The organism is Mucilaginibacter sp. Mucisp86 (assembly GCF_047324315.1).
Taxonomy (GTDB): domain Bacteria; phylum Bacteroidota; class Bacteroidia; order Sphingobacteriales; family Sphingobacteriaceae; genus Mucilaginibacter.
The window spans coordinates 6,209,258-6,234,575 of sequence record NZ_CP168503.1 but is presented as its reverse complement, the minus strand read 5'-3'; the positions used below and the strand labels follow the sequence as shown (position 1 = coordinate 6,234,575).

19 protein-coding genes are annotated in these 25,318 nt (G+C 41.3%); 6 read left to right on the top strand and 13 right to left on the bottom strand.

Translation table 11 applies throughout. From position 1 onward, the window contains the following. Positions 1-59: 59 nt before the first annotated feature. The 7 genes from ACEN9X_RS25980 to ACEN9X_RS25950 form a co-directional block, all read right to left on the bottom strand. Positions 60-293, bottom strand: coding sequence for a hypothetical protein (locus ACEN9X_RS25980; RefSeq protein WP_413667899.1), 234 nt, complete (start codon positions 291-293; stop codon positions 60-62). Positions 294-311: 18 nt separating this feature from the next. Continuing rightward, a complete protein-coding gene (locus ACEN9X_RS25975; protein WP_413667898.1) occupies positions 312-713 on the bottom strand; it encodes a hypothetical protein in 402 nt (133 codons plus the stop codon). Between the two features lie 278 nt (positions 714-991). Continuing rightward, the gene (locus tag ACEN9X_RS25970; protein WP_413667897.1) at positions 992-2,008 is read right to left on the bottom strand and encodes a type IX secretion system membrane protein PorP/SprF; all 1,017 of its coding nucleotides are present in this window, start codon (positions 2,006-2,008) and stop codon (positions 992-994) included. Positions 2,009-2,010: 2 nt separating this feature from the next. Continuing rightward, positions 2,011-5,547 carry a PKD domain-containing protein gene (locus ACEN9X_RS25965; protein ID WP_413667896.1) on the bottom strand — a complete coding sequence of 1,179 codons (3,537 nt, stop codon included), beginning with the start codon at positions 5,545-5,547 and terminating at the stop codon, positions 2,011-2,013. Between the two features lie 163 nt (positions 5,548-5,710). Further along, on the bottom strand, positions 5,711-6,415 hold the full coding sequence (locus ACEN9X_RS25960; RefSeq protein WP_413667895.1) for an NUDIX hydrolase: 705 nt from the start codon (positions 6,413-6,415) through the stop codon (positions 5,711-5,713). 149 nt (positions 6,416-6,564) lie between these two features. Continuing rightward, entirely contained in the window at positions 6,565-8,325 is a 1,761-nt protein-coding gene (locus ACEN9X_RS25955) for an ABC transporter ATP-binding protein (protein ID WP_413667894.1), read from the bottom strand. A 34-nt stretch (positions 8,326-8,359) separates the two neighbouring features. Then, complete coding sequence (locus tag ACEN9X_RS25950) at positions 8,360-10,114, bottom strand: ABC transporter ATP-binding protein (RefSeq protein WP_413667893.1); 1,755 nt, start codon at positions 10,112-10,114, stop codon at positions 8,360-8,362. A gap of 246 nt (positions 10,115-10,360) precedes the next feature. Between ACEN9X_RS25950 and ACEN9X_RS25945 the strand changes: the two genes are divergently transcribed. The 4 genes from ACEN9X_RS25945 to ACEN9X_RS25930 all read left to right on the top strand — a co-directional run bounded on the left by ACEN9X_RS25945 (position 10,361) and on the right by ACEN9X_RS25930 (position 15,099). Then, on the top strand, positions 10,361-10,993 hold the full coding sequence (locus ACEN9X_RS25945) for a MarR family winged helix-turn-helix transcriptional regulator (RefSeq protein WP_413667892.1): 633 nt from the start codon (positions 10,361-10,363) through the stop codon (positions 10,991-10,993). Between the two features lie 143 nt (positions 10,994-11,136). Then, complete coding sequence (locus ACEN9X_RS25940; RefSeq protein WP_413667891.1) at positions 11,137-11,826, top strand: ABC transporter ATP-binding protein; 690 nt, start codon at positions 11,137-11,139, stop codon at positions 11,824-11,826. Positions 11,827-11,830: 4 nt separating this feature from the next. Further along, positions 11,831-14,389 carry an ABC transporter permease gene (locus ACEN9X_RS25935; protein ID WP_413667890.1) on the top strand — a complete coding sequence of 853 codons (2,559 nt, stop codon included), beginning with the start codon at positions 11,831-11,833 and terminating at the stop codon, positions 14,387-14,389. Positions 14,390-14,409: 20 nt separating this feature from the next. Beyond that, positions 14,410-15,099, top strand: coding sequence for an arylesterase (locus tag ACEN9X_RS25930; protein ID WP_413667889.1), 690 nt, complete (start codon positions 14,410-14,412; stop codon positions 15,097-15,099). A gap of 16 nt (positions 15,100-15,115) precedes the next feature. Here the strand turns inward: ACEN9X_RS25930 and ACEN9X_RS25925 are convergent, their stop codons facing one another. The 6 genes from ACEN9X_RS25925 to ACEN9X_RS25900 all read right to left on the bottom strand — a co-directional run bounded on the left by ACEN9X_RS25925 (position 15,116) and on the right by ACEN9X_RS25900 (position 23,244). Beyond that, on the bottom strand, positions 15,116-17,005 hold the full coding sequence (locus ACEN9X_RS25925; protein WP_413667888.1) for a hypothetical protein: 1,890 nt from the start codon (positions 17,003-17,005) through the stop codon (positions 15,116-15,118). Then, on the bottom strand, positions 17,002-18,213 hold the full coding sequence (locus ACEN9X_RS25920) for a hypothetical protein (RefSeq protein ID WP_413667887.1): 1,212 nt from the start codon (positions 18,211-18,213) through the stop codon (positions 17,002-17,004). The genes ACEN9X_RS25925 and ACEN9X_RS25920 overlap by 4 nt, the downstream gene beginning before the upstream one ends. After that, positions 18,213-19,607 carry a hypothetical protein gene (locus ACEN9X_RS25915; protein ID WP_413667886.1) on the bottom strand — a complete coding sequence of 465 codons (1,395 nt, stop codon included), beginning with the start codon at positions 19,605-19,607 and terminating at the stop codon, positions 18,213-18,215. Before ACEN9X_RS25915 ends, ACEN9X_RS25920 begins: the two co-directional genes overlap by 1 nt. Positions 19,608-19,924: 317 nt before the next feature. Further along, positions 19,925-21,205, bottom strand: coding sequence for a serine hydrolase domain-containing protein (locus ACEN9X_RS25910; protein WP_413667885.1), 1,281 nt, complete (start codon positions 21,203-21,205; stop codon positions 19,925-19,927). A gap of 40 nt (positions 21,206-21,245) precedes the next feature. Further along, entirely contained in the window at positions 21,246-22,259 is a 1,014-nt protein-coding gene (locus ACEN9X_RS25905; protein WP_413667884.1) for a LacI family DNA-binding transcriptional regulator, read from the bottom strand. 193 nt (positions 22,260-22,452) lie between these two features. Continuing rightward, positions 22,453-23,244, bottom strand: a complete 792-nt coding sequence (locus ACEN9X_RS25900) for a hypothetical protein (protein WP_413667883.1) — start codon at positions 23,242-23,244, stop codon at positions 22,453-22,455. A gap of 274 nt (positions 23,245-23,518) precedes the next feature. Here ACEN9X_RS25900 and ACEN9X_RS25895 point away from each other — a divergent pair, with 274 nt between their 5' ends. Both ACEN9X_RS25895 and ACEN9X_RS25890 read left to right on the top strand, forming a co-directional pair. Beyond that, on the top strand, positions 23,519-24,826 hold the full coding sequence (locus tag ACEN9X_RS25895; protein ID WP_413667882.1) for a PQQ-dependent sugar dehydrogenase: 1,308 nt from the start codon (positions 23,519-23,521) through the stop codon (positions 24,824-24,826). A gap of 2 nt (positions 24,827-24,828) precedes the next feature. Continuing rightward, positions 24,829-25,281 carry a c-type cytochrome gene (locus ACEN9X_RS25890; RefSeq protein WP_413667881.1) on the top strand — a complete coding sequence of 151 codons (453 nt, stop codon included), beginning with the start codon at positions 24,829-24,831 and terminating at the stop codon, positions 25,279-25,281. The last annotated feature ends 37 nt before the right edge of the window (positions 25,282-25,318 follow it).

The window sequence follows — 25,318 nt, the reverse complement described above, 5'->3', positions numbered from 1 at the left end:
TTCTTATAATATCAGTATAAAAGAAAAGGTGGCTAAAAATTGGTCACCTTTTCTTTTTATTAACGGCCTATTGTGCCATCTCCCACACCGGCACCTTCAACGTTTGGATCGGGAAGATCGGCCAGGCTACCATCCTCATGTAAAACTCTAAAGTGTTTTTTATGAGGACCTTTTGTTTCAAGGCAGGGATTTGTTCGATTAGCGTAGTTATCGCTGTCTGTTGTATTACTTTCCCTTACCTCTTTAATATTATCCCGCCGGGAAGCAGGATAGTCGTCTTTATAATCACTCATGATTATACCCTCCTTTTATTAAATTCCTTCGGTGCCGGGCTCATGACCAACCATCCTGCCGGTAGTACGTCCTTGTGGTCGGCTCTCAAAGTCGGTTTTAGCCGGGCCTTGTGAAGGAAATTCTTTCTTATTCGGCGGCGTCACATCTGTTTGCTCGCTAAACGAAGTGTCGGCACTTCTGTCAGGCTGATTCACCTCCGATTGACTATGAGTGCCCACCCGTTCTTTTTCGGTCTTTTCTACTTCGGGCCTGTCATCATTGTCAGCTATATTGTCAATCTCATCCAAATCATCGTCATCACTTTCAAGGTCACGGTTTGCATTGGCTTCACCATTATTTATAGAAAATGAATTGGTGCTATTTTCATAGCCATCACGTTCATTATCCCGGTTTTCCCAGGTTTTATTATTAGTATTCATAGGTTTTAATTTTAGTTGTTATTAAATTAAACCCACACTACAGTCGTATTGTTTTATTTTTTATCTTTTTAAGAAAATACAACAAAAAAAACAAATTCGACTTCAATACTTAGGAAGTCCCCTGATTAATTAGGAAGTAATACGAAATGGTTTATAAAATCTTTTAGATAGAACTAATTGATTGCACTTTTACTGACAACTGGTTCCATCGGCTGCTCACAGTGATTTTCTCACAAAGATGTAGCAACTCAGTTACAGATAATTAACGTTTTTAAGAATTAAAAAGTATGTTGAGGGCACGTTACTTTATAACGGTTATTAAGCAGGATACCTAATACAATTTCATGCGAACCATGGCTTACGGTGTTTAAAGCAGATGTTGTAAAGTCATAAGAATAACCAACATTGATGAGTGAGTTCAGGTTAAAACCTACTAAAGCTGCATATGAGTCATTACGACGGTATGAACCGCCTATCCAGAACTTGTCTTTGAACGACATCTTCATATTTACATCAAAAGTTACCGGAACCGGCGCTATAAATTTCAACAAGGCCGAAGGCATAAGCGTAATATCATCAGATACAAAGAGCTTAACGCCACCGGTTACAAAATAATGCGGCACCGTTTTGTTTTGGACAGCCGTTGTTGATGTAGTTACATATAAATTTTGTGGCAGGATTTGCTGTACCGACGCACCAAAGAAATAATTAGACGAATAAGCCCATACACCTATACCCAAATCAGGTTTCCACTGCGAGCCGGTAATGTTATTGATGGTTGGGTCATTTTGATCTACATAAGTAAGTTTGCTCACATCGATAACATTATGACTTACTCCTGCCGATACCCCTACCGCTAAATTCAATGTTTCGGTAAGCCCAAGGTGATAAGCATAAGTAGCATCAATATTGGTTTGAGTTATTGGCCCTGTTTTATCAGATACTACCATTAAACCCACACCATGATGCGGTTCGGCAGCCATGTAATTTTGTGTATATGACCTGCTTGATGGGTTTAAGCCACCTCCGGCAGGAAATGCTGTAGCGTCACCCTGTAAAAATCGGTTACCTATAGGTGCGTTTACCGAAAAATAAGATGTTACCGGCGCGCCATCAAGGCCTGTCCACTGGCTGCGGTACCCTAATTTTACATCGGTATAGTTTTCAATACCGCTTAATGCTGGGTTTAAGAGATAGTTATTAAATACGTATTGCGTGTACTGCGGTCGTTGCTGAGCTTTTGCCAATTGAGTTGTTGCAGCAATAACAATTAGAGTATATAAGATTCGCTTCATTTTTATCTGATAATGGTCACATTACCTGAAATAACCTCTCGGCCATTTTTGGGGTCAATAATATAATAATAAGTTCCGGGAGGCAAATATGAGCCGTTGTATTTACCGTCCCACGGTACACTATAACCAATTGACGAATATACCCTTTCTCCGTATCTGTTGTATACGTCAACCTTATTATTTGGATAACTTTCTAAATATTTAACATTCCAAATGTCATTTACGCCATCTCCATTAGGAGTAAACACATTAGGAATAACTAAAAACTTTAAAACCTTTACTGATACGCTGGTCATGGCCTGACACCCGTGTGCAGATGTAACTACCAGTTGATAGGTAATATCCTGGGTTGGACTCGCCGCCGGGTTGGCTACATCATCATGATCCAGTCCTGTTGCGGGCGTCCATTTATAAGATAAATTATCGTCGTTAACTATCGGTTTAAAGATATGTTTAGTGCCTTCGAGCATGGTAAAATCCTGCCCTAACGAAACAAGCGGCGATGCATCCACCTTTACCTGCTGTACAACGGTATCCGCACAGGCATTGGCAGTTGTATAAATGCACCTGATGTCAAATGTACCGGCATTGGAAACGGCAGGGTTAAACACGCCGTCGGCACTAACCCCGGTTCCTGAAAACACTCCGGAACCTGTGGGGCCATTAAGCTTAGGTATTAGTTTGTATGGTTGCGATTCGATGCAAAAAACCGGTGCCGGATCAAAGGTTATTATGGGTGACGCTTTCAAGGTGAAAGGCACATCTTTAACATCTGAGCACGAAGTACCTGAATACGCTACCGCCCGTAAGGTAACGGTGCGCGTTCCCGCGGTAAACAAAGGATATTTGTGCCTTAGCTTTAGCCCTAATGCCGGGTGATCGTAAACCACAGTGGTTGCAGGATCGCCGTCGTCATAAGTAACCTCAAGCCGGGTGATCTCACCGAAATTAACCGACGATTGGTTTTCAAAAAAAACTTCCTGCGCACTGCATAAGTCCGCCGGATTCAGAACAGTTATTCTTGCCTTTGGCTTACTCCCGTTAATTGTTAATGATTTTGAACTTGAGGTAACAGAACATCCGTATTTAGACGTAACTTTAAGTGTAACCTGGTAATTACCGGCTAAAAACTTGTGCTTCGGATTTTTATCATGGGAAGTATCGGGATTACCTGCAGTTGCATTTGCATCGCCGAAATTCCACTCGTAAGTAAAACCGGCTTCTGTTGCATCGGCAATAGTGCTTTGATAAGTGAATTGAGCAAAGTCATCTTCACAGGCATCGGGTAATAAAAAATCAACTACTGGCACAGGATAAACATTAACAGGCAGCGGAGCTATATTACTTATGCAACCGTTACTATTTGTTACGGTTAGCTTAACCAAATAATCTCCCGGCGTATTATACTTATGGTTAAACGGATTTTTGCTCGTAAGGGTTTCAACAGGTGTGCCATCGCCAAAGTCCCATTGCCAGCTAAGGATGTTCCCTTCTACAGATGTGGAGTTATCAGTAAATGTAATATCCTGACCAACACAGCCAGGCGCTGAATAACTAAACGATGCAACAGGAGGTCTTGATATATGTACTTTGATAAGATCAGATGTTTCCCCGCAACCATTTTCATTAGTAACGAATAAATTGACCATGTAATCGCCGGGCTGGGTATATTTGTGTACGGGGTTTTGTACTACATCGGTTGTTCCATCGCCAAAGTCCCAGTGCCATGTTTTTATTTGCCGGGTACCTGATGTTGACTGGTCTGTAAATTGAACATTATCGCCGAAACAGATATTTGCAAAACCAAACTTTACAACCGGCGGCACCGAAATATTAAAATCAAACTCAATATCTTCGTTTGATCCACATTCGTCGGCAATTGGGTTAAATACAGTGGCTACTACGCTGTAGTCTCCATCGGGGTACACTTCGTCTGCAGGATACTCATAAGTGTAAAGCACTTTTGAGTCTTTTACTGTTGAACCGGTTGGTATTGGGTTATTCATAGTAACGGGCTGGGTTCCGTTTTTAAAATCCCATGTAATTTTGTTTGTTTGAAATGGCAGTGTAAGCTGTAACTTATAACGTATCTCGGCACAGCCATTGGCCTGTGTTGAGTTATCTGTCGGATTTCGTAATACAATAAACTCATTCAGGTTTTTAAGGTTGGTACCTGCAGCATAGCCATATGATTCTGTTCGGCCAAACCCATATGCTATGGCATTAAATCCATCAGACGCTTTGATATTATGTACGCCGGCGTTAACGCTAATTTGTGCGTATGAATAAACGCTGTTAGGCACTTGTGAAAACTGGGTATAAGGTTGCCCGTCAAGCGAAAAGGTAGGTACGGCAGCTGTTTTTATAATAACATTAATAAAGTTATTTTGTATCAGGTAATTATGGGTTGAATTTAATGTAACATGATCAAGTGTTTGCTCAATCGGCGTTAAATATATCATTTCAGGATCACCAATATCTCCATTAATGAACTGGCAATTTAAGCCCTCGCCCTGGGTCACCGCGTATTGCACTACCTGAATTGGTTTATCGGCAGCGATAACATTGGTTGTGGTTGAAGTAAATTCATAATAAAGGCCATTAATTAACCCACCCTGGGGTGCTGCTCCATTTACTGTTACCTTTGTATCCGGCGAGCTAAGTACTATTCTTAAAATATCATAATTGCGTGTCTTTAAAGGGGCGGTTATATAATTTTTACCCCAAACGGCTAAAGGATACACCTGCTGAAAAAGGTTGTCTGATGATCCCTTATCACCCTGGCACCCGATACTTATTTTTGAACTGCCCGAAAAAACAGCTATTTTTTTGCAGGCACCGGTAGCACTAACAATTGAACGGATGCGGGTACCGGTTAAATCCATGGCAGATAAGCCCTGGTATACCTCGCCTTTTTTTAAATTTATGGTAAAGGGCTGGTTTGCGGGAATACCGTTTAGCAATGGCTGCGAAGGTGTTATTTCAACGGCGGTATTATCTTCAGTTGCTATTACTGCAAAAGTTGAATACGAAGGGACCCCCTCTGTAGTTTTTGTACCATTGTTTGAGTTTGATATTTGTTTATAATTAATAGAAAGATAGTCTTTACCTAAAGTATTTACCGGTAGCAGGAGTGTTGCACCGGATACATTCTGCGCAAAGATATGTGCGTAAACAGCGATAGGCTTAGGCGAAGTAATATGAATGCCCTTTAAAAACTGTCCCTGGGTACCAATAAAGGCCCCCGGAGGAATATCGACAGTTAATATATCATTGGCCTTAACCTGGTAGGAGTTTGAAAAGCTGCCATCTGCAACTTCAATCTTCACAGTTGTGTTTACATCTGCAGTTATATAAAGTTCCATCTGGCTGCCCCTGCCCAATGCGTCGGAGTTACCGGCAGCACCATCAACGTGGTCAATATATGCGGTATAAAACTCCGTGCCCTGGTTTGATGAACCTTGTGCGTGAGTGCAAATAGCAAAACATATGAAAATAAACGCGAGGCTTAACGACCGCAAAAAAATTATATTGCTCAAAGGTGTACAGTTGGATTTGGTTTTGCAGTATTAAACTGCCCTTTAAATGTACAAAAACCTTTATTGCCACAACAGGATAATTATGTAAAATTAACCACGCTGTTTAATTGCTTAGCAATTTTATTGGACTGAACCCTGCCGTTCTTTCAGTCTGAACTGATAGTTAAAAAAACTTATCCGGATTAGGTACCAAATTCAGGAACTTTTCAAAATTTTCTTCGTAATGCGATTGGTCAAGCTTGTAGTAAAATGCCCCCTTTTTTGATGAAAGCTTATCTTTTTCAGGAAGCTTCACAAGCAGCCCCGTCGAAAGTAGTTTGCGACTGAAATTCCTGTCATCAAACTTAGTTTGATAAACGCCTTCATAAAGGGCCTGCAATTGCGGGATGGTAAACTTTTCGGGCAATAGCTGGAATAATATAGGGTGAAGCGCAGCTTTGTAACGCAATTGTCTTTTGGCAAGCCGCACCATTTCGTTATGGTCAAATATCAGGTCGGGCATTTCGTTAAGAAGGAACCATTCGGGGTGATACTCTTCACTTAACTGTTCCTCATATTTATGGATATCAATAAGCGCAAAATAAGCAACCGAAAGCGTTCTTTCTACCGGGTCGCGTTCGGGCTTGCCAAATACCTGGAATTGCTCCATGTATACATTTTTTAGCCCGGTACGCAACTCAAGTACACGGTTTGCAGCATCCTCGGGCGACTCGGTCGGTTTTATGAAACCACCTATCAGGCTCCATTTATGTTTTTCGGGCTCAAGGCCACGCTGAACAAGCAATAACTTGATGTTTGCTCCGTCAAATCCGAATATGATACAATCTGTTGCAACTAAAATGCGCGTTTCGCCGCTGTACTTATGCATAACTTAGGTTAAGTTTATATGCAATGGTAAAAATAATTTAGCAATTATTTATTGTTAATCGGACAACTATTTTATACAATAACAATTTATTGATCTAAATTAAAATGATTTACCGCGCCAAAATGAAAACAGGATAAGTTTCTGATAAATCAGCTCACTCTTTTACCCTGCAACAACAGATCCATAGCATCGTCAAATGATCCCGCCCTGATCACCTCGCCCGAGTTTACAAAAAATATTTCGTCGGCATTCTCAATCGTATTCAAACGGTGTGCTATGATTACCCTTGTGGTAGTTTTTGGCAGGTTATCCAAAATATCACTCAACAGTTTTTCGGTAATGGTATCAATATTGGCGGTAGCTTCATCCAATATCAAAATTTCGGGGTTACGCAAAACGGCCCTCATAAAAGCTATAAGCTGTTTCTGCCCTAAACTGATACTATCTCCGCCCGATAAAACTTTGGTATCCAGGCCCTCTTCAAAAATTGCCAGCAGGCTGCCCAGGTTAGCATCCCTGATCACCTGTTCCATTTCTTCGTTGGTATGATCTTTAAAAAGCTCATTACCGTACAAAATGTTATCCCTTACAGTGCCGGTAAACAGAAATGGCTCCTGCAAAATAAACCCTATCTTCTGGCTGCGTTCCTCTGCTGTAAAACTGCGGATATCTTTTCCTCCAAGTAATACCAAACCTTTAGTTGGATCATATAAACGAGCTATTAATGAAGCTGTTGTTGTTTTACCGCCGCCTGTTGGGCCAACCAAAGCATAGGTTTTGCCGCGTTCCAATTTAAAGCAGATATTATGGAGGATCTCCCTGCTTTCGTCATAGCTAAAATGCACATGCCTGAATTCCAGCAAAGCAGCTTTCGGCTCATCAATATCTGCCTGAATTATCGGCAAATCAGTTTCAAGGGATAGAATTTGAGAGATCCTGTCCCAACCCGCCATTGCCAGCTGAAAGTTTGTCCACAAAGCAGCCAGCTGCCTTAAGGGGTTATAAAAGTTTGTAGCATACGATAAATAACTCACCAGCAAACCAACAGAAAACAGGCCTTTACTGATCAGGTAAATACCAAAACACAGCACGGTAAGCTGCGCCATGCTCGCAAATAAACCATAAACCGGTACAAACACGTTATTGGCCATGCCCGATCCTACAGCCGTTTTATAGTTTTCATTATTGGCTATATCAAAGCGTTTCCTGAAATAATCGCGGCGGTTAAAGGCAATGATCACCTTAAAGTTATTGATGCTTTCCTGGATTTCTCCGCTTAGTGCCCCTGTACTTTTTAGGTTGGCGGCATTCTTTCTTTTTATCCATGGCGATAATACCAACGTTAAAAAAAGAATAACCAATGCAGGGCATAAAGCAGCTGCACCCAGCTCGATATTGATTGCCAGCAAAAAGATCCCGGCACCAATCATGATAGAAATATTGCCTATAAACTGCATCAGCGATTGGGAGAAAAACTGGTTAAGCTTATCGGTATCGTTATTTACCCTTGATATCAGGTCGCCGGCCTTGTTTTGATTAAAGAAAGCTACCGGTAATTGTTGCAGTTTATTAAAAATGGAGTTGCGCAAGGTAAACAACATCCTTTGCCCTACCCCGCCCATTAGCGTGGTTTGCTTATAGCTGGTAAATAGCGCTACCAGGTACATGCAAAACAAAATTGCCGCGTTATGTAAAACCCCGTTAAAATCCTTGTGCTGCACGTATTTATCAATGGTACGACCAATAATAAGTGGCCCGAGCAGGTTGAGGGTTGAGTTAACAAGAATGGCAAAAAAAGCAATGATGAGCGTACGCTTTTCATGGGCAATAAGCTGAAGCAGCTTTTTCAACCCGGCCAGCGTTGACGTCTTTGGCTGATTTTTACCTAAATAGTTTAAATCGTAGTTCATTGTAGTGAATATTTTTTTCTTGCGAACTCAATGTTTAGTGGTTAACACCCTGTTCGTAATTGCTGGTGCTTTGCTGTGAATTAAAGATCTGTACATAATCCGGGCTGGTTTTCATCAACTCATCATGTACTCCGCTGGCTACTATTTCGCCCTGCATCAATAATATGATCTGGTCATAGTGTTCAACAGATGCAATTTTCTGGGTTACCGAGATCAGCGTTAACCCGGGGTAATTTTTTTGGATGTTAGCAAGAATCTTCCTTTCTGTGTTATTATCAACCCTTGCAGTAAAATCATCAAGAAGCAATACTTTTGGATTAATTGCAAGCGCCCGGGCCAGCATAATACGCTGCTTTTGCCCACCCGAAAGGCTTGATCCCCGCTCAGAAACAATGGTGCTCAGCTTATCGGGCAAATTATCTATAAACGCACTTAGCTCGGCAGTTTCAATTGCTTTTTTAAGCGATTCATCCGTAACGGTATCACTAAATGCGATATTTTCACGGATGCTCATGTTAAAGATGATACTGTCCTGAAAAACAAAGCCAACCTGCCTGTGAAAGGTTTCGCTATCATATTCGGCAAGGGCTTTGCCGTCAAACAACACCTCTCCGGAAGTAGCATTGATCAAACCTGTAAGCAGGTACAACAACTGCGTTTTACCGGCAGATGTAGGTCCGATAATAGCTATTTTTGAACCTGCTTTAACCTTAAAGGAGATGTTTTTCAATGCCGATTTTTGCCCGTAGGTTACTGTTACATTGCGGAGTTCAACATCACCTCGCAGGATATCTTTCAGCGGGCCGCCGTCGGAAACATCAGGTGCGTTCAAAACCAGGCTGATCCTTGTAAACGAAGCCGTAGCCTGAGCAATCAGGTTACTCATAAAACCCAAAATAAATATCGGGAATATCAGTAACGACAGGTAACTGTTAAAGGCCGCGAAACTACCCAGGCTCATACTACCGCTGATTACGAAGTGTCCACCCATTACCAAAATGGTAAATGCCGCCATATTAGCCGTAAACGTTACAATGGGAATTAGTCCGGCAAAAAAACCAAGGATCCTCAAGCCATAGTCCCTCGCTTCGGTATTGGCAGCCAGAAATTTATTATATTCCAACTGCTGTGAATTGATCACCCTGATAAGCGCCGCGCCAAGTATGCTTTCATTAATAACCTTATTAAGCATATCGATAACCCCGCGGCTTTTCATAAACAGGGCCCGTACGTTTTTTAATACATAAAAGAATGTACCACCTATAATAGGGATAATGGTAATCACCACCAATGCAAGTTTCCAGTTAATGGTTAGCAGCATAACACTGCACCCAATAATGATAAACAATGATGATACGATAGAAACCAGGGCCTGCGATACAAACAACTTAATTGAATCGATATCTGAAGTCAGATTGGTTAATAGTTTTGATGGATTTGCCTGCTCGATAAAAGCATGGGTTTGGCGGGATATCTTATTAGCCAGTTGCTGGCGCAGATCACGCGCTACTTTTTCGGACGCAAAAATTTGAACTATTGCCTGTAAACCAGCGAAAAAAAACACCACCAATGTAGCAGTCAGGAAGTTAGCCATTACCTCGTTTAGCACAAAATGATGATTGGAGTAGGCATCAATACCATTGGCTATAATCTTTGGCAACCAAAGGTTCATGGCATTTCCCATTAAAGCAAATAGCAGTAACAGCGCGACAAGGCCTTTATATGGTTTCAATAGGCTAAATACGCCGGGTGGCTTACTGTTTGTTTTTTTTGAAGGATCAGGTTGCATATGATCTTTGATTTATAATTCTTTTTTTGTGGATCTCAATCGAGTCTTTATTGTGTTTGACGATTGAGCACGGAAAACATTTTTATTTCATCTAAAATTATCGAAATAAATCAGAACGAAACGGCAAGCTGTTTTTATTTTAGATATATTTCTATTTCGATATAGTTTGACAAATATATTTCAAATCAGGAATAATTAAAACATTTTAGTAGTAATTTTATATTTTTACAGCCAAACCGGAACAAAATGAAGTCAGTAGTACAATTAGTTGAGGAATGGACAGCTTTTGAGGAAGTAAGTGAACAACCAACTGTTGAAGCATTTTGCAGATATTATTTGCAAAAGCAACGTCCAAAACCTAAGCAACCTGGTAAAAAAGGTGAGCGCATTATGAATGGCGCTTACCTGCTTAAAACCCTCGGCCGAATATTGAGTGCCTATTCGCTTTATTTCCGGTCGGCTGTAAATTATATCGGCATCCCTCCTGCCGAAAGCTTTTATTACCTAAACGGCTTACTGCACCTTGGCGAAGTTCGAAAAAGCGACCTCATCAATTATATGTTTGCCGAAACAACTACCGGTATGGAGGTCATCAACCGGCTCATCCGGGAAGAGAAAATAGATGAACGGACCTCGCCCGATGACAAACGGGCTAAGCTCATCAAAGTAAACCATAACGGGCTTGCTGCACTGGACGAATACTATAAAATCTCAGGTAAAGTGGTTGAAATGACCTTTAAAGGTATTGACGATGAAATCTTAACCGATTGCTATGAAATGCTCAGGTATTGCGAACAGCGAAACTCCTCCATCGCAATCGAATTAAAAAACAAACCTTTTAACCAGATGTATGAACAGGTAATGGCTGATAAAATTTAACTTTCAAATTAAATGATATTGCCTTTTAGCCAGCTTTAAACTCAATGTCAGCTAAAAGTAAAGATGGCATAATACTTGAACATTCAATAGCCGGGCCTGGTAACAACCCCGGCTTTTTTGTATCTATACCATAAAAAACATCTGTGGGCAATATCCTCAATATCTCCGATCTGAGTAAAACATACCAAAGTGCCGGTCGCACGCTTACTGTACTCGATCAAATAAATTTTTCGGTGGCAATAGGTTCAACCAATGCTATAGTAGGGCCATCAGGCAGCGGAAAAACTACCCTGCTTGGCCTTTGCGCCGGGCTTGACCGCTCAACTTCAGGTACTGTTGAACTCAACGGCATTACCCTCAACAAACTAACCGAAGATCAGCGCGCGCAAGTACGCAACCAGCACGTAGGATTTATATTTCAAAATTTTCAGTTACTGCCAACACTTACAGCACTCGAAAACGTGATGGTGCCACTAGAGCTCAGGGGCGAAAAAAACATCCGGGCAAGGGCCTTAGATCTTTTGGATAAAGTGGGACTGTCAGAACGTGGTCATCACTATCCACTCCAACTTTCGGGTGGTGAACAGCAACGTGTATCGTTGGCACGTGCTTTTTCAAATGCCCCCCGGATCCTTTTCGCCGATGAGCCTACGGGGAACCTCGATGCCGAAACCAGCGATAAGGTGATCAAACTCATCTTCGACCTTAATAAGGAAGCGGGTACTACCCTTGTAGTGGTAACGCATGATCTTGAACTGGCAGCTAAAACCCAGCGTATTATCAGGATCAAGGGAGGTAAGCTTATTGCCGACGAAAAAACCATTAACGCATAAGCTAATGGATAATACCGCTATTTCTTTCAAAAGAAAAATAAATATCCCCTGGCTGTTCCGCATGGCCTGGCGCGACAGCAGACGGAACAGGTCAAGACTGTTCCTTTTTATATCGGCCATCGTATTTGGAATTGCTGCACTGGTGGCTATTTATTCATTCAAATACAACGTACAAAATGATGTGAACGATCAGGCGGCTACCCTCATTGGCGCCGACTTAGCCATTTCCGGCAATAAACCGGCCGACGATAAATTAAAGCACCTGCTCGATTCACTGGGCGATCAACGCTCGCAGGAACGAAGCTTTGCATCTATGCTTTATTTTCCGCGTACCAAAGGTACACGACTGGTGCAGATCAGAGCATTACAGGGAGGATTTCCCTACTATGGCGCATTAGAAACTACCCCCGAAGCTGCCGGGCTTACCTTTAAAAGAGGTAGAATGGCGCTGGTTGATAAAACCCTGATGCTGCAGTTCGATGCCAAAGTGGGCGATTCCGTAAAGGTAGGTAACCTTAATTTTCAGATAGCCGGCATCCTGAATAAGGCACCCGGCCAAAGCGGCGTAATGGCTGGTATTGCCCCTGTAGTTTACATCCCAATGCAGTACCTGGAGCAAACAGGGCTTGTAAAAATAGGCAGCCGGGTTAATTATAGCTTTTATTACATGTTCAATTCGTCGGTTAATGTAGATAAACTCGGCAAAAAGCTTGACCCAATGCTTGACAAGGCAGGGATGCGCTTTGAAACCATCGAAACAAAAAAAGATAATACAGGGCGCGCCTTTGGTGATCTGAGCCGCTTTTTATCACTGGTGGGTTTTGTTGCCTTGCTATTGGGCTGCGTTGGGGTAGCCAGTGCTATCCATATTTATGTAAAAGAAAAAATTGCATCCATAGCCATTATGCGTTGCCTGGGTGTTAAATCATCCGAGGCATTTCTGATCTACCTGATACAAATTGTGGGTATAGGCATTATCGGTTCTGTTACCGGGGCCATATTAGGTACGGCTGTTCAACATTTATTACCCCTTGTATTTAAAGACTTTTTGCCCTTTGCTATTTCGGTGCAAATATCATGGATGGCTATTGGCCAGGGCATTTTGCTGGGCGTGATTATCTCTATTCTATTTGCGCTGCTGCCTTTAATCTCTGTTCGAAATATTTCGCCGCTCAATACGCTCCGTATTTCGTTTGATGAAAGTGGTAACAGGCGCGATCCTTTGCGTTGGCTCGTGTATTTGCTGATACTGCTATTTGTAATAGCTTTTACTTATTTGCAGTTGGACAGCGTGGTGGGTAGTATACTGTTTACGTTAGGAATCCTGATTGCCTTCATGATCCTCACTGCAACAGCATGGCTGTTAATGCGCATCACAAAAGCAATAGTAAAAGGCTCATGGAGCTACTTATGGAGACAGGGATTTGCAAATTTGTATCGTCCAAATAATCAAACTATTATCCTTATCGTATCAATCGGCTTAAGCACCATGTTTATTTGTACACTGTATTTTGTACAAACATTATTGGTGCAGCAGGTTAATCTTTCAACCAGCGGCAATCAATCAAACATGATTCTGTTTGATATCCAGAGCAGCCAGGAAAAAGGGGTTGTTCAATTAACCAAACAGCAAGGACTTCCTGTATTACAACAGGTACCTATCGTTACTATGCGCATTGAACAGATCAACGGTAAAACAGCTGCTGATCTTACAAAAGACACTACTATTAAAATACAGCATGGCGTATTTGCCTGGGAGTACAGGGTAACGTTCAGGGATTCGTTAACCTCGTCAGAAAAATTGCTGGATGGCAAATGGATTGGCCAGGCCGATCCTTCAAAGGAAATCCCGGTATCTGTTGAAGAAAACCTATCCAAACGAGGCAACCTTAAAATTGGTGACAAAATAGTATTTAATGTACAGGGCGTGCAGATGCCTGCCTATGTGGCCAGCATCCGCAAAGTTAACTGGGGTAAGGTGCAAACCAATTTCCAGGTTGTTTTCCCTAAGGGAGTACTTGAGGAGGCGCCACAATTTCATGTATTGATGACGCACGTGCCTTCAAACAAAGTATCGGCAGCTTTTCAGCAGGTTGTAGTGAAGGCCTATCCTAATGTTTCTATAATCGATCTGGGTTTGATTTTAAGTGTTGTTGATGAGCTACTGAGTAAAATCAGCTATGTCATCCGTTTTATGAGTGCATTCAGCATCATTACAGGTATTGTAGTACTCATTGCATCCGTGCGCATCAGCAAATACCAGCGAATCCAGGAAAGCGTGTTATTGCGTACCCTTGGGGCAAGTCGTAAGCAGATATTCACCATAACGGCGCTGGAATATTGGTTTTTAGGTAGCTTGTCGGCATTAACCGGCATCCTGATTGCCTTTGCGGGCACTTATTTCCTTGCAAAATATAGTTTCGAAATACCATACAGCATTAATGTTTTACCTGCTCTTGTATTATTTTTGACAGTCAGCTTGCTAACCGTTGTGATCGGTTTATTGAACAGCCGTGGAGTGCTAAACAAGCCTCCGCTGGAGATTTTAAGAACAAACGCATAAACGCATTGTATTTATTTTATATGAACAAAGTTACTTTAAGCGGTATCATGCTTGGTGCCCTTACAATGGTGGGCTGCGGCAACAGCGCTAAATCACCAAATAATGACCAGGCCCAGGCTACTACCGAAGTGGCAAAAACCGACTCGGCATCAAAGAAAATAGTTTTATTTTTTGGCGATAGCCTAACTGCCGGGTATGGGCTCGATGACCCGGCAGATGCCTTTCCAGGAGTGATCAGCCACATGGTTGATTCACTGAAACTGCCTTACAAAGTAATTAATGCAGGCTTGAGCGGCGAAACTACCGCAGGCGGTAACGGGCGTATTAACTGGCTGTTAAAGCAAAAGATAGATGTATTTGTACTCGAACTCGGCGCCAACGACGGACTTCGTGGCATCCCTGTGAATGAAACTGCAAAGAACCTGCAATCCATAGTAGATAAAGTGAAAGCTAAATACCCCGATGCTAAACTTGTTTTGTTAGGCATGCAGGTGCCACCCAACATGGGGGCGGATTATACCGGTAAATTTAAAACCGTGTTCCCCGACCTGGCTAAAAAGAACAATATGGCGCTGGTGCCCTTTCTGTTGCAGGGCGTTGGTGGCATGCCATCGCTTAATCAAAGCGATGGCATCCACCCTACTGCCCAGGGTGCCAAAATTGTAGCTAATAATGTTTGGGCGGTTTTAAAAGATGAATTAAAAAATTAAAAGTTCTAAACGCCAGCTACCTTGCAGTAAAGTTGTAAGTGATACCAAAGAACCAGCTGTGATCCCAATCCGAAATTACCGGAACTGTGCTATCGGTATAAAACTTAGGGGCTGAATATATATTGTTAGGATCAGACCGGTTAAGCCCTAATTTAACTGTGCTGTTCAGGCGATCCGTTTTACCCCAGATCACACCACCTGAAAGTACCAGGCGACGGGTTGAACCCAGCAATACACTGCCACCTAACAATACATTTAGCTCTGTTTCCGTGTTTACCGATAAGCCTGTTGTGACTGCAATATTGTAATTGCTGCTTATTCTCGGGTATGCGTGCATAAGAACTCCGAACCCAATTTTTTGCTTACTATTATTTTGTCTGATAGCGATACGGCCGGTTGTATCTTTTAGTGTTTTCAGTGATGTTGTTGTGTCGGTGCTACGGCGATATTTCACAGTGGTATCCATAAAAGCGAATGTTTGATTTTTAAGGCCGGTGATAAGTACGCCCGAACTAAAATCAATCTTAAACCCGCCGCTTAACCTGATCTCCTCTGTTTTTTTCACATTACCCTGAGCGTCTTTCAAAGTCATGGTCAGATAATCATGATTTTTAAGTTTTTCGGCCAAAAATGATGTGGTTTTGTAGCTATAAACCTTGTTGTACAACAGTTCAATATATTTAACAAGCAGCGTTAACTTATCATCTTTATCGCTTTTATAGAGCTTGATAACTTCGGCCATCGACATCCCGAAGCGCTCATGAATGTGTTTATTTATAGCCTGGATATTACGTGCGTGTTTTTCGATGGTTGCGGAGTTGAAATAAAAGTTTTTGGTGTAGTAGTACAAATCGTTCTTGCAATCAATTAAATTAACCGCAGTTGTCGACGCCAATTTATCGTCGCCTGAACTGTTTACTTTCGAATCATTTTTTTTTGCAGTGTCAGCTTTTGAGGTATCTTTTTTAAAATTGGCAGCACTGTTAAGCATTGTCGAAAATTTGCCTTCATCCTCCAAAAAATTATCCTTGTATGCAAGAGTCAGGCTAAGCGCATCATTACTGGTATAATTCATGAGTTCAACCTTAAACTGCGCCCCTACCGGCGGGCTATAAAACATTGATTTTACCCATTTGTAATATTCCACGTATTTACCATCGCAATTAAGACCGTTTATTTTACGAGTATCAGTTGATTTTTTAATTATTTTTTTCAAGGTATAATAATCACCGCGCTGCATATCATACAGCCATATATATTCGCCGGGAAGCCGTTTATCATCCTGATCACTCATGCAGCGCACTAGAGATGAATAACCAAACGTGGCTAATCCGTCAAACATTTCTCTGTCAATAAATTTAAATGCCGGGCCGATGAAAGCGGTATCAAGTGGTAATAATGCGGCCAACACCTTGCTCCTATCTGATTCTGCTTTGACTTTACCTGTATCAGTTGTTGCTTTACTGCCAGCTACTCCCCTGGAAAATTCAATATGAGCCAAGTTATCAGCTGGTTTTTTTCCTGTCCCGAATACCAAAGTTATTTTTTTTCCTGTCGTCAGGTTTCCTTTATTTACTTTACTATCAAGGTTGAGATTTAAATTCGATGTGGATTTAATTGATTTTATGCTATCTGCATATTTTTGCCCCCATAGGCCTTTCAGATAATCACCCAATTGCTGTACGGGACCGTTTGTCTGTTCAAACGTTGAATTGGCCACAAGTGCATCGACGCTATCATTTGGTATGCCACTTATACGCATCAAATATTTTACGTTACTTGTATCAAGAATAATTTGTTTAGTACCTTTTAAATCTGTGTACTTGAACACAATATCGGGTTTCGATTGCGCAGAAGCGCAATTAAAGGTTATTGTTAATAATAAAATAGTAAAAAGTTTTTTCATGACTTAAATAGTGAATATCCGCGGTTAGAAAATAAATTGTATACAGGTAAAATATAGGTAAATTGATTATCGTTAGTTGCGCCCACAACATAACCTATCAACTTACCGGCATTGTCAGTAACGGGTCCTCCCGAATCGCCACCAGTTGTTACTTTGTCGGTTGAAATAAGCCCGACATATTCGCGCCTGATACCTCTGCAATCAAGCTCAACATCACAATTTGGATTATTTACAGTAGCGCTTTGGATATAGGATGTAGCACCGTAAATTTTTACAGGCTTATTTAGTAAGCTGTCAATTTCATCGATTTTGTAATAATCTGCAAACCTAGCCTGATCAACACCATTCACACAACCGCCGATATTAGCTATTTCGGCAACAGCATAATCATATCCGCCGTCGTAATATCCTTCAAAAACAGTTAATACATCGAAACTATTGCGGGCTTGCAATTTGCTTGAAGGCACCTGGCATCTTATATCGTTAGCATTGTAATATATGGCATCGCCCGATTTTACCAATGCAGGCAGCAATACATGAAAACAACTCATCAGGTAGTTTTTTTTGTTTTGATCATTGATCACGATTATCGTCCGCGATCCGTATTCATTCACATTGTCATTATCGTCCATGTATGAAATACTCCCTCCCATTCCCAATTTACTCCCGTTATCCAGCCGTAAGTTTTCATTATTTTTATATTCAATTCGGGCCGCGGTTGCAGGGTTGCCTACGGCTATAACATCAACAGGCATGGCAATGCCTTTAAACACCAGGTTGCCCGGCACGACAAAATCCAACTGATCAACGCCTACTTTAGCATCTACAAATACAAGCAAAGCCAGGCCGGCTGTTTGATCATTATTTTTATTGCCTACTCCTATTCCCTTAAAACCGGTAACTTTTGCCTTTAATAATGTCGAGTAATATTTCTTTGCCGATTTTAAAAGGATTATTTTGTCTTCATCATTAAAATCGGGAAACTCCTTTCCGGGAAACACAAAATCATTTTCGGCAAAGCCTCCACTCCAATAAAAGTAGCCATCATCTTTACTATGAACCCATACGCCATTTCCTTCAATTTCAGTGCCCGTAACAACATCATCAATATCTATTACAAAACCCGGAGCGCGGTATAAAATACAGTCAGAAAAGGTTGATGGCTTATCTATCCTCGCGTTTAAATATTTGCTTACCGTTAGCTTCATTACCCTACTCTGTTAGTTGGTGATTGCCCGGGACCTCCCCCGGCTGAAGGATCTGGTGTACTATTACTTGCGTCGGATTGTGGCTTTGGCCCTGTACCACGTAACTGAATAAACCTGTTTAACAAATCAAACCAAAATGTTGAGCCAAGCGACAGGGCCAAAGCTGTTATTAACCACCCCCAAAACTTATTTTGCGGATTTTGATAAGGATTGCCTGCACAGGTAAAGGTTTTGTTGTAATAATCTATTTTTTGTTTGATTTTAAGGCTATCGCTATGGGCAACCCGTTTTATTGAATCAAGCGCCTTTTTTAACTTAAGGGTGTCATTTTTGGATGGTTTTTTATTATTTGAAGTTGCAAAACCTTTTCGCAACTTCAGGCTGCTTGTATCATGTAAGTTTTTTATCTTACCAAGTCTTAGCTTCAAGGTATCGCAAATTTTACAGCTATCTTCATCAGGTCTTCCAATTGCAGCAATCATGTTCGCCTGGCTTATATCTTCATCAACAGCCTTCCTTGCTTTAACAAGGTCGGAATCACTAACTATAATATAATGCCTGATTATTTTCGCACCTTTTTTGCTGGTATCTGCAGTTAAACTGTCTTTATTTGCTTTCTCATCAACCTGTTTTACCAATGTTTCGTATTTATCCCTGTTGTTTACGGCAAGGGTTACCAGGTTTTGCCTTGCTGTTTTATCTTTAGCTAAAAGCTTGTAAATGGCTATTGTATCAATATTAAAGTTATAAGCCATAATAAAGCCGATTAAAAATAACAACACCCGCGTCTGCTTTTTGTACCAGCCGGAAGTACGATCCATTGTATCATTAAACCATTTTTCAAGCAGCGACTTAAATTTATCGATATCATTAGTCGAATCGTAGAAGAGTTTTTGAAGAAATGCAAGTGTTTCAGAGTCGATTTGTGCTGTATTAGCGCCTATCAAAATATTTTTTTGAACAAATAGTGATTTCTGTATCAAGCTCATTTGCGGGCTCGTTCCGTCATAATTATCTCCACGAAGCATGTAAATCAATGTTTGTGAAAAATTTGATGGATCCAGATAGGCCGGTTTACTTTGCCAACTGCTTTGCGCGAGGTATTTAATTGTTGGATAATTAAAAAAGGCTTTGGTGAGATAGCTTTTTGATTTATAATGCGGATAAAAAAAACGTACTATTCCATAATATATTTCTATAACTGCATTAATTAAGGACAATTGCGAATATTTATTATCATCCTCCAGCATTCTCCTGATAGCCATTTGCAACATCCTGCTTCTGAGATTAAACCAACGGGCTACAATTTCCTGTAAAATGGTTGCCAGCAAGCTATACAAAAGATAAACAAAGATTAATCCGATGAAAACATCTAATACTATGCTATTGAACATAACGATAAGGCTTAAATATTTTTTTGAAAAATAGGTTCAGATACAACAGATAACCGATTATTACTCAAATAATATATCATGAAATTACTTATAATACAGCATTCTTTTATAAAAAAAACATCAGTATTTTCACTGCACTTCATTGCAGTTTTGACGTAACGTGTTCACGTATTTTTACGTAAAAATAAACTGCAAGGAAATTAATTTCCTATATATCAATAAAGTATACTATTGTATTATTGTTACCACAGCCATATAACGAATAATATTTTATTGAAACGTTAACAGGAATTGAGATTTTTTTTAGAAGTATTGGGTTAATCGTTCAGGGCCTGGTACACCATGGCTCTGAATTTATCCTGGATCTGGTTATGAGGAAAGGGCCAGTTTTGTACAAACAACAGGCAAACAAGATGCTCTTTAGGATCAACCCAATATAACGTTCCATAAAAACCGCCCCAGGCAAAGGAACCCTCGCTAATACCCAGTTTGGCCGAACTGTTTTGCGTGGTTAGGCCAAAGCCCAAACCAAATTTATCTTTATCGGCATTAATATACAGATCGCCAATTTGATTGGTGGTCATCATGTTGACAGTATGACGAGCCAGTAAACGTTGCCCGTTATAAACACCGCCGTTAAGCATCATTTGTAAAAAGGTGGCATAATCTTTTATAGTTGAGCTTAGTCCTGCGCCACCGGCATAGTATGTACCGGCAGTCTTCGGATAATTCACATCAAACGAAGGAAATGTAGATTTGCTCCAATTGGTGATATGGCCACTTTGGTCAAATGTATAGGCTGTAACCAAACGATTTTGCTTTACGGCAGGGATGTAAAAATAAGTATCATTCATGCCCAGCGGTGTAAAAATCCGTTCTTTAAAAAATTGGTCAAGACTTTTGCCGGATACTTTTTCTACAAGGTAGCCCAACACATCGATATTCATTCCGTAAGTCCAACGTTCGCCGGGTTGGTGCAGCAGGGGGAGTTTACCCAGTTTGCTCATCACATCAGCCAGCATAATCTTATCGGCTACAAACCCCGCCGGAATTCCAGCCTTAGCATAAATAGCCTTCATCTTGGGCGAACCGATCTGCGCATATTCAATGCCCGAAGTATGGGTTAGCAGGTCACGAATGGTGATTTCCCGTTTTGCGGGAATAGTGGTATACGTGCTATCCTTATCGTTAAACTGGTCAACCACTGCAGGATGCGCAAATGTGGGGAGATATTTAGAGATTGGATCGTCAAGTAAAAACTTACCTTCTTCAAAAAGCATCATCACTGCCACACTGGTAATGGCTTTAGTTTGCGAAGCAATACGAAAAATAGCATCGTTGCTCATCAAACGCTTCTGCTCTTCATCTGCCAGGCCAAATGATTTATCGTAAACAATTTTGCCATCGCGGGCTATAAATCCAACCACACCTTTTACATATCCCGAGTCGATGTTCTGCTCAATCATGGCATCTATCCGTTTTAACCTCTCGGGCGAAAACTTTGCCGACACCGGGTCGGCAGTTTTTAAAACAGAGCCTTGGGCGAATACATTAGCGGCAAGTACCGATAGCAGCAAGAAAATAAAACACCTTTTCATCACGCGGGATTTGGTTTATTGGTGATGCAAAATAGTTATTTTAGTTTGATGAATCCCTGATAATTAATTCAGCAGCCAGTGTTATATGTTGATTTTTCTCTTCGGGAGTTGTGTTGTTAAGTCTTTCCATCAGCAGTTTGATCACATTATCGGCTATTTCATCAATAGGTTGGGCAATGGCGGTAACAGCTGGAGTATACAATTCAAAAAGTTCATAATCATCGAAAGCTATCAGTGCAATATCTTCGGGTACCTTTTTGCCTGCCTTTCGGAGAGCTTTTAGCCCGCATTTTCCCAAATGATTATTGGCAAACAGGATAGCGTCGACATCCTTATTGTTTTCAAGAAAATCCCTCATTAGTTTAAGGAGGGCCTGATCGGTGGTGTGAAAATCAACTTCGGTTATATTAGGTTTCAATTTACTTTGGTGCATCGCTTTTTCATAGCCTTCCAGCCTTTCTATCATTTGGGTTTGGATAGAGCTGTAAGTTATAAAGGCGATGTTTTTATGTCCTTTATCAATGAGGTACTGTGTAGCGTTAAAAGTACTGAACAGGTTGTCAACCACCACATAATCAGTTGCCACTTTAGGCAGGTAACGGTCAAAAAGCACAACAGGAAAGCCATCTTTGATTAAATCGCTGATATCCTCTTCAATATTATCCGGAGGGGTGATAATATAACCATCAACATGCCTGTCGCGAAACATGGCTATCAGTTCCCGGGTTTTCTGCGTATCATTATCTGTGCTGCTGTAAATGATCTTGTAACCGCTTTGATAGGCTAAATCCTCAATACGGCGGGCTATGGTTGCAAAAAAGTGGTTTGAGATATCCTGTACCAATAAACCTATGATATTTGATTTACCAGTCCGCAAGCTTTTGGCCAAAGAGTTTGGTTTGTAGCCTACCTCTTTTACATATTGTAATACGCGTTTTACCAGTTCATCGCTGATTCGTTTTTCTTGTGCCCGCCCGTTAAGGATAAAAGACACAGTAGTTTTAGATATATTCAGACTATTGGCAATGTCAACTATAGATAATTTCTTCTTCAAGGATATTTAGTATTTAAAACCAAATATATAATATAAATGGTAATGCTAAACAGGTTTAGTAGATAATAAATGGTTTATTTTGCTTATTAATTAACTGCCATGCAATAATTCCAAAAAGGACAATAGCATACAAAACAAAAAAGGCCGCCCGTAACAGGCGACCCTTTCAGTTAATATATAGGGAGTTAGAATATTAAAATCTGCGCATGCCTCTGCCGAAGTCTCGGTTTTGAGTAAAACGTTCACCGCTGTTACCTCTGTCATGTCCGCCATCGTTTGATGGTCGGCCACCCCAATTGCCACGGTTGTCGTGATCGCCCTGGTTATCATGGTTGCCGTTATTTTGTTGTTGGCCGTTGCCCCAGCCGCCATGGTTATCGTGGTTGCCATTTCCATTGCCATTACCCCAGTTACCACGACCATTACCCCAGCCACGATTATCTCTGCCATTATCCCAGTTGCCGCGGCTATCGTATGGATTAGGTCTTCTGCCCCAGCTTCCACGGTCGCCGCCCCAGCCTTGGCGATAAGCATAGCCATCTGCAGGCCTTCTGTCAAAACGATGGCCCCAGTTACTACGGTCACCCATATAACCGCCCCATCTTTGCCTGTAGAAGTCGTGACGCAGGTACGGACGTGGCGCCCTCACTTCATAACGTACAGCGGTACGCCAGTTGTAGTCCCTGTATGCACCGGGCAGGTAAGCACAGTTTACCCAACGGCTGCCGTCATTGTAATAATAGCATCCTGCGCCCACATTGTAGTAAGCTTCAACTTCCGGTAAATAGTAATAATCATCGTCGTCGCTAACATTTACGTTGTCATCGTAAACAGGCTCTTCTTGAACCACAGGTGGCGGAGGGGCCGGTACATAAACGCGATGAGCAGGGATATTAATACCAAATTGTATAGATACCTGAGCGTTGGCTTTGCTGATAAATAAGCTTCCGGCTGCTATTGCTGATAATATGACTAACTTCTTCATAATTGTAAATTTTATATAGTTAGGACGATATCTATCAGCAATGGTTTAACCGGCTATTGCTTTATATGTTAAAACATTAGTTAATTAGTACAATCTTTTATTCATAGTTGCTTTAACCAAACTTTATTCCGAAAAAAACTACAGCAATCTATTGTAACCAAATTTTATTAGCCTGGATGTTGTAATAAAAATGAAAGTGTCACTTGAATACTACAAAACAGATTTTAGGATTATAGGTATATTTACTTAATTTGATAACCTTTAATCAATTACCATGAAAAACCGCAAATTATTACATTCCATACTGCCGATGGTTGCTATAGGAGGCTTTATGTTTTTTACAGCCTGCAAAAGCAACAATGATTCAAAGAAAACCGCCGATAGCACCTCTGCTCCTGCTTCGACAACAGAAAACGCCGGACTTAAAACACCCGCAGGCTTCAGCGCCAGTATTATTGCCGAAAAACTTGGTGGTGCCCGCCATATTGCTATCACCCCGCAAGGCGATATTTATGTAAAGCTTACCAACGTTAAAAACAATAAGGGTATTTTAATGCTGCATGAAGATGGAGGTAAAGCTTCCGTTAAAAACAGCTTTGGCGCCTACAGCGGTACAGGTATGTCCATCAAAAACGGATACCTGTATGCTTCGTCAGATGAAGAAGTTTTTCGCTATAAGCTGAACGATAAAAGTGAAGTGATCAATCCTGATAAGCCTGAAAAAATTGTTACAGGACTTATCAGTCGCCATGAGCATGAAGCTAAAGCTATAACGCTTGATAATGATGGCAACCTTTACGTTAATATCGGTGCTTACTCAAACGCCTGCCAGGTTGAAGACCGTAAAAAAGGCTCGCCAGGTCAAAAAGGTTGCCCTATCCTGGATTCGGCAGGTGGTATATGGCAGTTTAAGGCTGATAAGCTGAACCAGCACTATGGCGATGGCGTGCGTTATGCCACCGGCCTGCGTAATGTTGTAGGCATTACCTGGAACCAGCAAAACAACCAGCTTTTTGTAATGCAGCATGGCCGCGACCAACTGTATGAATTTTACCCTCAATATTTTACCGCTAAACAATCGGCCATATTACCGGCAGAGTGTATGTATGCCCTAAAAAAAGGTGATAATGCCGGCTGGCCTTATATGTATTATGATCAGGAGCAACATAAAAAAATGCTGATGCCTGAATATGGTGGCGATGGCAAAATAGAAGGAGGAAAAGATGCCATTGATCCGGTTGCTGCTTATCCAGGTCACCTTGCTCCTAATGGCCTGATATTTTACACCGGCGACCAATTTCCGGCAAAATATAAAAATGGTGCGTTCATTGCCTTCCACGGCTCATGGAACCGTGCACCCGAACCCCAGGCTGGCTATTTTGTAGTATTTCAGCCGTTTAAAGATGGCAAACCTGATGGCCAGTGGGAAGTTTTTGCTGATGGCTTTTCAGGGTCTGCTGCTAATACAGCTTCAGGTGCAGCGGCCCACCGCCCATGTGGTTTAGCGCAAGGCCCGGATGGTTCGCTTTATGTTACCGATGATGTGGCTGGAAACATTTACAAAATCACTTATAAAAAATAACAATGGACTTTAAGAAAGCCCTTCTGCTATTATTCATAACCTTATTTACAGGCGCTGCCTTACAGGCACAAACAAAACATAAAAAGCCGGCAGGCAGGAAACCTGCTGCAGGCTTAAAAGCATCCATAAAAAGAGGTCAGGCACTTTTTACTCAATATTGTGTGACCTGCCACCAGGCAGATGGTTTGGGCGTACCGCATATGAACCCGCCATTAGTTAAAACCACTTATGTTTTGGGCGATAAAAGCAAGCTTATCAAAATAGTGCTCAATGGTTTTGATGAAGATGTAGAAATAAATGGCGAAACCTACTCAAACACCATGGCTGCGCATGATTTTATGAAAGATCAGGAAATTGCTGACGTACTGACCTTTGTACGCAACAGCTTTGGAAATAAAGCCAGCGCCATTACTATGGCACAAGTAAAAGCCACAAGGGCCACCAATAAAAAATAGCAGAACCAGACTTACGAAGTTTTTAAAACTTCGTAAG

What these genes read in the sequence shown, in the direction of transcription:
- ACEN9X_RS25960 (WP_413667895.1), bottom strand. Translation starts at nt 6,415, where the DNA reads ATGCATAAGTACAGCGGCGAAACGCGCATTTTAGTTGCAACAGATTGT.
- ACEN9X_RS25910 (WP_413667885.1), bottom strand. Translation starts at nt 21,205, where the DNA reads ATGAAAAGGTGTTTTATTTTCTTGCTGCTATCGGTACTTGCCGCTAAT.
- ACEN9X_RS25900 (WP_413667883.1), bottom strand. Translation starts at nt 23,244, where the DNA reads ATGAAGAAGTTAGTCATATTATCAGCAATAGCAGCCGGAAGCTTATTT.
- ACEN9X_RS25895 (WP_413667882.1), top strand. Translation starts at nt 23,519, where the DNA reads ATGAAAAACCGCAAATTATTACATTCCATACTGCCGATGGTTGCTATA.
- ACEN9X_RS25980 (WP_413667899.1), bottom strand. Translation starts at nt 293, where the DNA reads ATGAGTGATTATAAAGACGACTATCCTGCTTCCCGGCGGGATAATATT.
- ACEN9X_RS25970 (WP_413667897.1), bottom strand. Translation starts at nt 2,008, where the DNA reads ATGAAGCGAATCTTATATACTCTAATTGTTATTGCTGCAACAACTCAA.
- ACEN9X_RS25925 (WP_413667888.1), bottom strand. Translation starts at nt 17,005, where the DNA reads ATGAAAAAACTTTTTACTATTTTATTATTAACAATAACCTTTAATTGC.
- ACEN9X_RS25920 (WP_413667887.1), bottom strand. Translation starts at nt 18,213, where the DNA reads ATGAAGCTAACGGTAAGCAAATATTTAAACGCGAGGATAGATAAGCCA.
- ACEN9X_RS25915 (WP_413667886.1), bottom strand. Translation starts at nt 19,607, where the DNA reads ATGTTCAATAGCATAGTATTAGATGTTTTCATCGGATTAATCTTTGTT.
- ACEN9X_RS25890 (WP_413667881.1), top strand. Translation starts at nt 24,829, where the DNA reads ATGGACTTTAAGAAAGCCCTTCTGCTATTATTCATAACCTTATTTACA.
- ACEN9X_RS25975 (WP_413667898.1), bottom strand. Translation starts at nt 713, where the DNA reads ATGAATACTAATAATAAAACCTGGGAAAACCGGGATAATGAACGTGAT.
- ACEN9X_RS25945 (WP_413667892.1), top strand. Translation starts at nt 10,361, where the DNA reads ATGAAGTCAGTAGTACAATTAGTTGAGGAATGGACAGCTTTTGAGGAA.
- ACEN9X_RS25930 (WP_413667889.1), top strand. Translation starts at nt 14,410, where the DNA reads ATGAACAAAGTTACTTTAAGCGGTATCATGCTTGGTGCCCTTACAATG.
- ACEN9X_RS25935 (WP_413667890.1), top strand. Translation starts at nt 11,831, where the DNA reads ATGGATAATACCGCTATTTCTTTCAAAAGAAAAATAAATATCCCCTGG.
- ACEN9X_RS25950 (WP_413667893.1), bottom strand. Translation starts at nt 10,114, where the DNA reads ATGCAACCTGATCCTTCAAAAAAAACAAACAGTAAGCCACCCGGCGTA.
- ACEN9X_RS25955 (WP_413667894.1), bottom strand. Translation starts at nt 8,325, where the DNA reads ATGAACTACGATTTAAACTATTTAGGTAAAAATCAGCCAAAGACGTCA.